This is a genomic window from Bacillus sp. RE35, from assembly GCF_052146655.1.
Classification (GTDB): domain Bacteria; phylum Bacillota; class Bacilli; order Bacillales; family Bacillaceae_G; genus Bacillus_A; species Bacillus_A cereus.
Genome location: NZ_CP197377.1, coordinates 2,526,164 through 2,537,756, shown reverse-complemented (window position 1 = coordinate 2,537,756; position 11,593 = coordinate 2,526,164). Strand labels below are relative to the sequence as shown.

Below are 11,593 nucleotides of genomic sequence, written 5' to 3'. Positions count from 1 at the left end.
TCAATCTCGCCTACACTATAACTGTAACTTTAAATTACACATCTATTACTTATAGGGCCTAATTTTCTTTTGTGGAACAGGTGGTTAGCTCATAAAGTTAACCACTTTGTTGCGTTAAATATTTTTTATTTCTCAATACTTAATACCTGGAATTAATTCTAATTTATTGGTATTAAACTATTGACATTGATTTTCCTCATATGCAATTTTTGAAAAGGCCTTTTCTCTCATATCAGGCTCTTTTATTTATTAAAAAAAGATTATTTTATATAGATTACTATAAGCATCCATAAAGCCAAAGCACCAATGATAGCGAGTACTATACGTGTTGATAGTATCCTTACTTCAAAGTCTGTTTTCTTGGAGGGTTCAGGATATGCAATTATGTAAATTCCCTTTAATAATGCAAGCCATGCAATAACCGTTAGGAATCCCTGCCAGTTGAATACCCATACATTATGTAGAATTACAGTACCTAATCCTAGGAAAATCGATAGAAAACCATACATAATACCAAATCCTCTGTCTTCAACCACTAATTTTTTTAAGTCACGTAGCACAGATGGACGGACGAAAAGTATTCCCGATACGATAACCGTCATCCATCCCCAGAACAGCCCTAAAAAAGTACTAGTTTCCATTATTATTTCACTCCCCTCAATTATATTTATATTTCAGATATTCCTTCCTTTAGAACAATTCCAGCACTTTTCACATTTACAATAACTAAATATCCCCATCTTACCAGTTTTAAAATCTTCATTGTCATGACTATTAATAAGTTTATATCTTTGTATACATTTAGGTTATTTTAATTTACCCAACCAATTTCCTAATATAAATTAATTCCTTTCCTCTCGAAGATATTCTTTCTATTCCCACCCTCTTAAGGATATATCGGAAAATATCTCCAATCATTGTAACGTGGTAGCTTGTTTTTCTTTAAACAAAAGGATTATTTTGTCTAAAAATTCATTCCAATTTATAACCACTATATTTTTCTTATATTTTCCATTAAAATTTAATAGCAATATTTTGATAACAAAGGAGCAACCTATGAAGCATAATATAAATCTATGGTCTTTTTTTTCATTAGTTTGCATTGCTTTTTTTCTTTTATATCTTGAAGTATGCACACCTGAAATGAATACGTCGTTTATAAATATCGTTTATTTTCACCCTTTATTTTTTGTACTCATTTTTTCAATAGGAACTTTTTTTGCTGGTATTAAAGGATTCTCTAAAGCAGGTAATTGGATAGCAATGCTTAGAAGCATAGTAACAGTTCTGCTAACATTGTTATTATCAGTGTTTTTAACACTAACTTTAATCGTTGGTTATGCATTAAGTTAAACGTAATTCTTCACGAATAAAACTAAATATTACGTCAATACTATATATGACATTAGATTTTCTCCTTGTTCCCCCTTGGAGAAGAGCAGTTAGCTTTTGCTAACTGCTCTTATTTTCTACAATTGGTTTCATTTACCTGATGTATTTAACGTAATATTAAGTTACAATATAAACGAATAAAATATATTTGGCTGTTATACCATTACCCTAGGAAACTAGGGTTTTTATTTCTATAAAATGAAATTTTTATTGTAATTACTCACCCATAGTTTTATATTTTTCAAATATTCCATTCTTCCGGAGAGTATTTACTAGCTGCCTTATCGTTAATTCCGTTCTTCCTAATGCTAAAGCAATTCCCTTCATCTTTCCGAATCCATAATACTTACATATGTAGGCTAATTCTTTCGTTGTATACGGCTTCTTATGATTCGGATGGTAATCGGTTGGTACTTCATTCGGCCCTGCGCATCATATTGAACTTCCACCTTGATCACTTTCCTTTCAAATGAAGTTTTTATTAAGCTACTTGATAAGCTTTACAAACCCATGATTCATCTTCGTCTGCGTCAATCCGCAAAGAATATTTCTACCTTCAATTTCAAACCATTCTTCATTACGGCCGTCGCCTCAAATACTCCGCTTATATGATCAAATTTCTTGATATCCTCGTCCTCTAACATTCCGAATTCTTCTGGGAGACTATCGTAGAATTTTTCTACTGCATTTTCTAAATCATACTGACTTTTATATGTTTGTTCGTGAATTAACTGGACCTCCATTTTCATCCTCCTTTTCTAATAAAATAGCGTTTTTGTTTAGTTTCACTCTAAAAGTAAAATTTTCATTTTTTCATTCAACCAAGTTCATAACATATTCTTTTCCCCCGATAAAATAATGATTAGGTGTCCCATGCGCATTTTATTCATTGGAAATAATACCTTTCACGTACTTACGTATTAGAAACTTCATTTCTGCTTCTTCTCCACTAGCAATTTTGTTCACTTTTTTGATACATTTATGAAACATTCACATGTTATCTTCAATATGTTCTATTCTTTTTGAAAAACCATGTGAGAATAATACCAAAATAAGAAGCCCTAGAGCCCTAACTCTAGGGTTTCTTGTTTTCAAATAAGGATTTTGCTAAAAAACTACACATTTATTAAGAACATGCATAAAATATAATGTGGTATTCTTTTTCAATATTAATGTTTATCCGAGAGCGCCTTGAATGGCGCTCTTTAATTTCCAAATAACATTTTTAGATAATTACGAGAGCGGATTTTATTATGTTGTACAAGCACTACTTCACTTTATTAAATAGACTATATAGATATTTAAAAGAAGGGAGCTTTAAATTCATATGGCTGATTACTTTTATAAAGATGGTAAAAAATATTATAAAAACCAATCACATTCCAACAATCAAAAAAATAACTGTTTTATTGAAACTCATACGATAGCTGGTTCTGCAGAAAATGAAAATGGAAATATACCTGTGTCAGTTTTCCTTGAAACCACCGCTCCACAAACTGTATTTGAGGATTTTACAAACAATCATAACAAAACATTAATTCAGTTATTCGTTGTCGGTATGAGTGCACCCGTTCAAGTAACTATTCTAACAAGAAGATCTAGCGTACCAATTACTACTACATTACAACCTGTTCAAACAAAAACATTTCAAGTTGAAGATTTTCAAAGTCTTACTCTTACAAAGCAGGAAGGTTCTACTAGTGTAGTTAGTTTATTTGTTCAAAAAACATTTTGTATATGCTGTAACGATAATAACGATTCATGTGATGAATATTACCAAGAATGTAATTGATAGATTAAATCACCAGAAAAACCCTTTATATAAAGGGTTCTTTTCCTTTTACTCCCCCTCATTTTCCCGTTTTTTATTAAAATAACGATTTTATTATGTTTCCTAACTTACAGTAATGTCCTTAAAAAACATTCATATATATTTATCAGATGCACTTTTAAATCCCAGAGTATCAAATACTTTTAAGAGTTGACTGACCAATAATATTCGAATTATCTTTAAAAACTTATTAAAAATAACTTAGATACAAAAAAGCTACGTTTTATATAGGATAAAAAATTATCTTACGTAAAGGAGCTTGATTATTTGTGAATTATCAAAATGATAACAACTCTAACATTCACAAACCTTGTTCTTGTCCATCTCCCACGGCTAACAGTTTAAATGTTGTTCAAACTACCCCATCAATAGTTTCTGTAAACTCTGCGATTCCACTAGATACTGTGGTAAATTCTAATGGCACGGCAATCTCATTCACACCACCAACAACTGTTTTACTTGAAGGTGGAAGAACCTATTTGGCAATCTATGAAGTGCAAGTTATCATTCAACCAGGAGGTAATTCGGCAGGTATCACTATGTATCTGAATAATAATCCAATCATTGGATCAGGTACTTCTCTAGGATATACAGCCGGATTCACTTCTGTATCAGCCCCCGCAATTTTCACTACACCTCCAGGTATAACAAGTACTCTTACTGTTAATGTAGGACCATATTCTAATACATTAAATACGTTGGGCTTAACTCTTGCTGTTGTAGCATTGACATAATAAAATGTAAAACTCTCTACAATGATTTTCTTTGTCCTTTAACTGTTTTTTGGGTTAGCCTCTAGGAACTCAACATAACTACATATAGAAAAAGAACATTATTTGGTTCGATAGTAATAGGTGACTCGGCTAGCAAAATTGCTGAGTCACCTATTTATCTATAACAAAATAAAGCTTTTATTTTATTTAATTTATTACTTGTTCTTTTTAATGCATTATTCTATTACAATTCATTTTCATGTTATAATTACCAACAGTACATATTTTAATAGGCACAACAAATTCCTATTATTTCTAAATGGATTAACAAATAAAATGGATTAACAAATAAAAATACGTGTAGAAGAATTCAGAGTTTCACTGAATTCTTTTTTTATGGATCTTTCAAAATCTTTTACAACTTCCTTCATTCCTTCTTTTTAATAAACTTCAACTTTTATTACAATAACGCTTTTTTTAAATACAATCGTTTTTCTATAAACTTTGTAACCTTCATTTCCTTTCCTATGATTACAATTTCCTCCTAGCAACCAAGTATTGGCTATATCCCCATATGAACACCTCAATTTTATTGGCATATACTTTGAAGGAAAAAACATTTCAATTAAACATATACCTACAAATTCAGTTGCTAATAATTTACCAAAAATTACTTAACATTTAATTTTTTAAAGGAGGTATTTATGAGATATAATCGAAAATCAAATTCGTGTGATAAATTTCAGCAACCCTGCTTTGTTTCTATATCCCCTTGTGATCAAAGTAATTGCTGTACACCTGTTTTTTTCTCGAATGCTCAACAACAAGAATTATTGCAAATAATAAATCAATTAAATCAAGCCATCCTTTCTTTTTTCACAACACCAAATCCAACAACTATACAAATACTCCAATCAGCATTACAGGCATTAAATGATTTATTAATAGCAGTACAACCAAATACACCAAATAGAAATTTAGTTATAAGAACTATAAATCAATTAATTAATTCTTTACCTACCGCATCTCTCACTCAAATCTCAGCATTATTCCAATTTCTATTCCAAAGCTTGTCTTCACTTATAAGTTGTTCAAATATATCGGACCCCTTATTACAGCAAACATTCAACTTAATTTTACAAGGAATCTTAAATAGTTCGCTATTAAGTAACATCGGAACACCGGGGCCGACTGGAGCCACTGGACCTAGAGGATTTCCTGGACCTAGAGGCGCTCAGGGTTCTCAAGGTGTGCAAGGAATTCAGGGGCCGGAAGGACCAGAAGGACCGGAAGGACCTCAAGGTGTGCCAGGGATTCAGGGACCGGAAGGGCCGGAAGGGCCTCAAGGACCTCAAGGTGTAGAAGGACTTCAGGGGCCTGAAGGACCAGAAGGACCGGAAGGACCTCAAGGTGTACAAGGGATTCAAGGACCACCAGGACCACCTGGGCCTACTGGTTCAGGGACCGGAATGGGAATTCCTGGACCACCGGGACCTACTGGGCCTCAGGGTATCCAAGGGATTCAAGGACCGGAAGGACCGGAAGGGCCCACTGGACCTCAGGGTGTACAAGGAATTCAAGGGCCGGAAGGACCGGAAGGAGCCACTGGACTTCAGGGTGTGCCAGGAATTCAAGGGCCGGAAGGACCACCAGGAGCCACTGGACCTCAAGGTGTGCAAGGAATCCAAGGGCCGGAAGGACCACCGGGACCTACCGGAGATTGTGATTGTCCACCGGGACCTACTGGACCGACCGGACCTACTGGGCCAACCGGACCTGCATGTAATTTCCTAGTATATGCTACAAATGCAGGACTCATAGATGACCCTACAAATGATACAGTATCTGTAATTAACACCGGAACAAATATAGTAGTTGATACAATTACTGTAGGTAATGCACCACTTGAAGTAACGGTTTCACCAAATGGAGCTCGTGCCTATGTTACTAATATTTTTTCTGATACCGTTTCCGTTATTGATACTGCTTCGAATACTGTTATCGCTACCATTCCCGTTGGAACTGATCCAATCGGTGTAGCTGTTTCTCCAGATAACACAACTGTTTATGTTGGAAATCATGGTAATAATACTGTTTCTGTTATTAATACAGCTACCAATGCAGTTATCGCTACCATTCCTGTTGGCCTCGCTCCACAAGGAATCACTGTTTCACCAAATGGAACCTTTGCATATGTTGCAAACGAATTAAGCAACACAATTTCTGTTATTAATACTGCTACCAATGCAGTTATCGCTACCATTCCTGTCGGTATTCGTCCTAGAATAATCGTCTTCACACTAGATGGTACTCGTGCTTATGTCACAAATCAAAACAGCAATACTGTTTCTGTTATTAACACCGCTACCAATGCAGTTATTAATACAATTAACGTAGGTATCGAACCTGTTGGTATAGATATTACACCGGGTGGAAATCTTATTTACGTTGTAAATAAAGTTAGTAATAATGTATCTGTAATAAATGTGGCGACAAATACTGTAATTGATACAATTTCTGTTGGTTTATCTCCTGATCAAGTAACCATCATACCTGCTGGCACTCGAGCATATGTTACAAATCAAGCTAGTAATACTGTTTCCGTTATTGATATTGCTACGAATACTATTATCACTACTATCCCAGTAGGTGTCGCTCCAACCGGAATAGCTACTGGAACTATTTGTGAATAAAATAAAGAAATGAAAGCCACAGATAGTTTTTATTAACATTGATAGTATGTGATATTCTTTCTTTAACTACGTTCAAACAACCAGGATAAACCTCTATATTCTGTTAATATTCTTTTCTGTTTTGTCTTACAGAACCTGCCGAGCCGCTAGCTGTTGTTAGCTGCTCTCTTTCTATAAAATCCAAATCAAATACCAATCAATTTACTGAAATTGATTTTTTTGGAATTACATGATAATATTTACCTATAAAATTATTACCCTTATACAAAGAGCTATGAGCCTTTCCACTCATGGCTCTTTTTTATTACGATTTTCACTTCACATCTACACGATCAACTTTACCGTTTATCCAAACCGCGACTTGCTCACCAAATCCACTCATTGGTGGATTGACTACTGTTACATTTCCGCCCTTCACTATTAAAAGTTTGTTGCTACCAACATCAATTTCTACTTTTTTCAAATGTCCATCTCCCTTTTACTACCGCATGTACTCGACAACATCAGTTTTAAAGCCACTTCCCAAATAAACCCTTACTGGAATTATTTCTTTTTTATCCCTCACTGCCTTACACAATTCTTCAGCTGTATCCCAATTGGAAAACTTGTCTACAACTCTTTGAAATCTCCGTGTATTCATTAACTCTTAGGATTTATTCTCATGTTTTACCGAGCATGCAGGAAGAAGGAGTAAAAAATTTTGGTGAAAATATCTTTGGATAGCTAACGTTTGCAGAATGTTTGCATTTTATATCAAAAAGCCAAACAAATCTTGTATTAACAAGGTTTATTCACTTTAACATATGTTATCATGTATAATACATATGTTAAGTAAATTCAGAATAACGAGGCAAATATTATGGACTTTGTTTATATTAATCAAAACGTGTTAAATAATCTTCTATACATTCTATGTAGTATATTTGTTTTTTATTTCATATATGATAGCCGGCACTATTTAAAGAAATATAAAATACTACTGATTACCCTTTGTTCTAGTATTCCGCTTATTTTATGTATGCGATACCCTATCTATATGGATGAAAGTTGTATTCATGATTTAAGACAAATTCCGGTCATAATAGCTACGCTTTATGGTGGATTCCCTGTCGGTATCATATTGTTTACAATTTTATTAATTACAAGATTTATATTTTATGGATTTAATATGCTAACAGTCGTTGTTTACGGAATAATGTTCATCGTTACAGCACTCGCATCTTCAAAATTTAATACATATAATAGAAAACTTAAAGTAGCTTTTTCCATGTTTTTAACCTTTTTCCTAGCAATATTTACAACTTTAATTGTATTAACTTTATCAGATTTTGAAGTGAATAATTTGTATATTATTTATTTCATGGTATTACCGACTACTTTAATGTTATTTATTGTTTATATAAATGAAGTTATAAAGGATGCTGTATTAATGCGCTCTAAATTAATTAAAATGGAAAAAATGGAGATTGTTAGCCAACTCGCTGCAAGTATATCGCACGAAGTAAGGAATCCCTTAACGGTTGTAAAAGGATTTACACAGCTTTTAAAAACACAAAATTTAACTCCTGAATCAAGAGACGAATATATTAAACATATACTTGAAGAGTTAAATCGTGCCCAAGAAATTATCGATGATTACTTAACGTTTGCCAAACCTGCTCCAGAAAAATTAGATCAAATTTCAGTAAAACAAGAGTTAAATCGAGTTATTAATATGATATTGCCATTGTGTAATATGAATACGATACATATTACACAGGATTTTTCTGAGGCAACCATTGTTGGTAATAAACAGCACTTTCAACAATGTTTTTTAAACTTAATAAAAAACAGTATTGAAGCAATGCCTAATGGTGGTACCTTAAATATTTCCTCATCTATCAATAATAGTAAAGTTGAAATACGAATTGAAGATAGCGGAGTTGGAATGTCACAGGAGCAAATACATCGATTCGGTGAACCGTATTTTAGTACAAAAACAAAAGGAACTGGTTTAGGTACAATGGTTGCTGTTAAGATTATTGAGACGATGCATGGAAGTTTAAAAATCCGAAGTATCGTTAGTAAAGGAACGACTTTAACGATTACGTTCCCGAAATATAGTGAGAATACGCATTTAAACAAATAAAAAAGGAGCATAGTTGCTCCTTTTTTATTTGTTTCGATACATAAGTATCTTCAATGTTTTTTTAGTTTACATTTGTGAAGACTAATTAAAAATTAGTATCCTCCGCCCCAGCAGCTGCATCCTACAATTATTAATAGAATGAATAACACAACTAGTAAAGCGAAACCTCCACCAAAACCACAAGAACCACCGTAACTCATATTTTCTCCTCCTTTTGGTTTGAAAACTAATAGGTAGTTGATCATTTTAACTGGTTCGTATTATACATTATGTATATATCCCTTTTTTGAGCATGTCTACATAAAAATAAGTAAAAGCACTCGTTTAAAGAGTGCTTTAAAATGGATACCAAAAGTTTTGAAATACGTTTAATTTTAAATATACCGCAACAATAAATATGAAAATACCGGCAAATAAAGCGATGAAATCTTCACGTTTCGCCTTACTTGTATAAAACCATGTACGTTTATCCTTCTTTCCAAATCCTCTTAAATCCATTGCATTTGAAACCGTATCTATTCTTTCTAGAGAATGAATGATTAGTGGCCAGAAAATTAAAACACGGTTCTTCATACGAACCCATAAACTTGCTTCTCCTTTTTCAAAAGCCACTCCTCTCGCTTCTTGCGCGTGTTTAATAATTTTATACTCAGACTGGATGTCAGGAATATAACGTAGTGCAATATTTATTGCATATGTAATCTTATAATGAATACCAAGTTTACTTAAGCTACTTACAAATTCGCTTGGATCTGTCGTGTAAATAAAAAGAAGTGTAAATGGTAATAACGTAAAATACTTTAATGAAAGTGTAGCTGCATAAAATAATGTTTCATATGTAATCGTTGCATATCCAACATGTAAAAACGCGGTATATGATTCAGTTAATTCAGATCCATGAGTTGGTGTAATAAATAAAATCATGACAGAGTTTAATAAACTAAATGTAAATATGACACTAAAAACAATTAAAATTTTACGAAATGGAATTTTAGCAATGCTGAGTCCGATACACCCAATAATAAATAATATTAGCAACACCCGAAAATCAAAAAACAAAAAAGTAAGCGTCATACAAAAAATAAATAAAAACAATTTCACTACCCCATCCATACGATGAAAATATGTACTATGCACCTTCCTCCCTCCTATTACTGTCTAAATAAAGCTCCATAAATTTTTCTGGACATGCAATCCCACTAAATTTAATAAGCTTGGTTAAAGAACTCTCTCTTAAGTTGGCTCTTTGTAACGTTTCTTGATTGCCTAATACATCAAACACTGTATTATCCGCAATAATTTTCCCTTCATGTAGAACTACTGCACGGTCTGTATATTCTAGCGCGAGATTCATATCGTGAGTGATAACAACAAATGAAATTCCCTTTTTAGCTAGGTTTTTAATAAACGACATAAATTGTTTATAATGATAATAATCTTGTCCCGCTGTCGGTTCATCTAATATGATAAGCTTAGGATTTGTTGTTAATACAGATGCGATTGTTAGTCTCTTTTTTTGCCCATAGCTTAGTGCTTGAATTGGCCAATTACGAAATGGATATAAGCCACAAATTTTTAAAATCCCTTCTACTTTATTCTTAATTTCTTCCTTAGAAAAATTATGTAATGTTAATGTAAATGAAACTTCTTCAAAAACAGTAGGCTGTGTAATCATATGATTTGGATTTTGCATCACGTAAGATATGATTTCCCCACGTTTACGAATAGACCAAGAACTAATATCTTCACCTTTTAACGCAATTTTCCCATTTTTCATTTTGTTTATACCTATAAGACTATGAGCTAATGTTGATTTCCCTGCTCCATTATGTCCTAACAGTGCCACAATTTCTCCTTCATATATTAAAAGGTTTACATTTTCTAATACTTTTTGTTTATTAGGGTATGAAAATGATAAATTCTCCACTTTAAGTAATTCCTTGTTTTTAGCATTCCTTTCTAATATGACTTGTTTCTCCATCCACTCTTTTATAACGTTGCTTACCTTTTCTTTTTGAAGGTTTTCCATTGGATATATTACGTCATTATTACGATCAAAATGTAATCTCTTTAATGCTTCGATGTAAATAGGCTCTCTTAAGCCAATACGTGGTAATATATTTGACGCTAAGATTTCTTTTGGTGTTCCCATCGCAATGACTTTACCTTCATCAATTAATATAACTTTGTCTAAATCCAGTTTTAAAATTTCTTCTATCCTATGTTCGATAATAACAATCGTTTTATTATACTGCTCATGTATATCTTTCATAAGTTCTATCGTATGTATGGCGCTTAGTGGATCTAAGTTCGCTAATGGTTCATCGAACAATAATATATCCGCATTTGTTGTTAATAAACCAGCAAGAGAAACTGTTTGCTTTTGACCTCCTGATAATTCATGTGGACTTTGTTTATGAAACGTATGCATCTTCACCTTTCTTAATGAGTCCGAAACAATCTTTTTCATGTTATCTTGCTTTACACATTCATTTTCTAAATAAAAAGCTACATCTTCTTCTACTGTCAGACCAATAAATTGAGCATCTTGATCTTGTAAAATTGTTCCTACCTGTTTACTTTGTTCAAAAATACTTCCTTCCCTTGGGTCTTTACCGGCAATTAAAACGTTACCTGTGCTATTCCCTTCGTAAGAAAATGGGATTAGCCCATTTATACAATGAGCTAATGTCGACTTTCCTGAACCACTTCGTCCAGCAATTAGCACTTTTTCCCCAGGGTATATATGAAAGGTAATATCACTTAAAGTAGGCTGCGCAGCATGCCCATATTGAAAGGTGAATTGTTCAAACGAAATAATTGGTTGCATGTTAAC

At 33.0% G+C, this 11,593-nt stretch carries 10 protein-coding genes and 2 pseudogenes; 5 read left to right on the top strand and 7 right to left on the bottom strand.

The window, feature by feature from the left end; all coding sequences use genetic code 11:
- Positions 1-260: 260 nt before the first annotated feature.
- Positions 261-641: a hypothetical protein gene (locus tag ACTL4X_RS13070; RefSeq protein ID WP_000450247.1), complete on the bottom strand. Its 381-nt coding sequence runs from the start codon at positions 639-641 to the stop codon at positions 261-263.
- 415 nt (positions 642-1,056) lie between these two features.
- Here ACTL4X_RS13070 and ACTL4X_RS13065 point away from each other — a divergent pair, with 415 nt between their 5' ends.
- Positions 1,057-1,353 carry a hypothetical protein gene (locus tag ACTL4X_RS13065; RefSeq protein ID WP_000682204.1) on the top strand — a complete coding sequence of 99 codons (297 nt, stop codon included), beginning with the start codon at positions 1,057-1,059 and terminating at the stop codon, positions 1,351-1,353.
- 255 nt (positions 1,354-1,608) lie between these two features.
- On the opposite strand, the pseudogene ACTL4X_RS13060 reads toward ACTL4X_RS13065, so the two are convergent.
- Positions 1,609-1,841: pseudogene (locus ACTL4X_RS13060) on the bottom strand (DNA-entry nuclease).
- A gap of 32 nt (positions 1,842-1,873) precedes the next feature.
- A pseudogene (locus ACTL4X_RS13055) lies at positions 1,874-2,135 on the bottom strand (hypothetical protein).
- A gap of 584 nt (positions 2,136-2,719) precedes the next feature.
- Here ACTL4X_RS13055 and ACTL4X_RS13050 point away from each other — a divergent pair.
- From ACTL4X_RS13050 to ACTL4X_RS13040, 3 genes are all read left to right on the top strand, one after another.
- A complete protein-coding gene (locus ACTL4X_RS13050; protein WP_441395062.1) occupies positions 2,720-3,184 on the top strand; it encodes an exosporium protein D in 465 nt (154 codons plus the stop codon).
- Positions 3,185-3,492: 308 nt separating this feature from the next.
- The gene (locus tag ACTL4X_RS13045; protein WP_001109242.1) at positions 3,493-3,957 is read left to right on the top strand and encodes a hypothetical protein; all 465 of its coding nucleotides are present in this window, start codon (positions 3,493-3,495) and stop codon (positions 3,955-3,957) included.
- A 683-nt stretch (positions 3,958-4,640) separates the two neighbouring features.
- Positions 4,641-6,629 carry a YVTN family beta-propeller repeat protein gene (locus ACTL4X_RS13040; RefSeq protein WP_441395061.1) on the top strand — a complete coding sequence of 663 codons (1,989 nt, stop codon included), beginning with the start codon at positions 4,641-4,643 and terminating at the stop codon, positions 6,627-6,629.
- Between the two features lie 313 nt (positions 6,630-6,942).
- Here ACTL4X_RS13040 and ACTL4X_RS13035 read toward each other — a convergent pair whose 3' ends face one another.
- Complete coding sequence (locus tag ACTL4X_RS13035) at positions 6,943-7,092, bottom strand: DUF3954 domain-containing protein (protein WP_000754941.1); 150 nt, start codon at positions 7,090-7,092, stop codon at positions 6,943-6,945.
- Between the two features lie 396 nt (positions 7,093-7,488).
- Between ACTL4X_RS13035 and ACTL4X_RS13030 the strand changes: the two genes are divergently transcribed.
- Positions 7,489-8,757 carry a LytS/YhcK type 5TM receptor domain-containing protein gene (locus ACTL4X_RS13030; RefSeq protein ID WP_000348330.1) on the top strand — a complete coding sequence of 423 codons (1,269 nt, stop codon included), beginning with the start codon at positions 7,489-7,491 and terminating at the stop codon, positions 8,755-8,757.
- Positions 8,758-8,849: 92 nt separating this feature from the next.
- Here the strand turns inward: ACTL4X_RS13030 and ACTL4X_RS13025 are convergent, their stop codons facing one another.
- The 3 genes from ACTL4X_RS13025 to ACTL4X_RS13015 form a co-directional block, all read right to left on the bottom strand.
- Positions 8,850-8,957 carry a YjcZ family sporulation protein gene (locus ACTL4X_RS13025; RefSeq protein ID WP_000120182.1) on the bottom strand — a complete coding sequence of 36 codons (108 nt, stop codon included), beginning with the start codon at positions 8,955-8,957 and terminating at the stop codon, positions 8,850-8,852.
- Positions 8,958-9,093: 136 nt separating this feature from the next.
- A complete protein-coding gene (locus tag ACTL4X_RS13020; RefSeq protein WP_000556372.1) occupies positions 9,094-9,894 on the bottom strand; it encodes an energy-coupling factor transporter transmembrane component T family protein in 801 nt (266 codons plus the stop codon).
- Complete coding sequence (locus ACTL4X_RS13015) at positions 9,887-11,587, bottom strand: ABC transporter ATP-binding protein (RefSeq protein ID WP_420729251.1); 1,701 nt, start codon at positions 11,585-11,587, stop codon at positions 9,887-9,889. The genes ACTL4X_RS13020 and ACTL4X_RS13015 overlap by 8 nt, the downstream gene beginning before the upstream one ends.
- Between the last annotated feature and the right edge of the window lie 6 nt (positions 11,588-11,593).

Excerpts from the sequence above, each read along its gene's own strand:
- ACTL4X_RS13025 (WP_000120182.1), bottom strand. The coding sequence starts at position 8,957 with ATGAGTTACGGTGGTTCTTGTGGTTTTGGTGGAGGTTTCGCTTTACTA.
- ACTL4X_RS13030 (WP_000348330.1), top strand. The coding sequence starts at position 7,489 with ATGGACTTTGTTTATATTAATCAAAACGTGTTAAATAATCTTCTATAC.
- ACTL4X_RS13015 (WP_420729251.1), bottom strand. The coding sequence starts at position 11,587 with ATGCAACCAATTATTTCGTTTGAACAATTCACCTTTCAATATGGGCAT.
- ACTL4X_RS13070 (WP_000450247.1), bottom strand. The coding sequence starts at position 641 with ATGGAAACTAGTACTTTTTTAGGGCTGTTCTGGGGATGGATGACGGTT.
- ACTL4X_RS13065 (WP_000682204.1), top strand. The coding sequence starts at position 1,057 with ATGAAGCATAATATAAATCTATGGTCTTTTTTTTCATTAGTTTGCATT.
- ACTL4X_RS13040 (WP_441395061.1), top strand. The coding sequence starts at position 4,641 with ATGAGATATAATCGAAAATCAAATTCGTGTGATAAATTTCAGCAACCC.
- ACTL4X_RS13050 (WP_441395062.1), top strand. The coding sequence starts at position 2,720 with ATGGCTGATTACTTTTATAAAGATGGTAAAAAATATTATAAAAACCAA.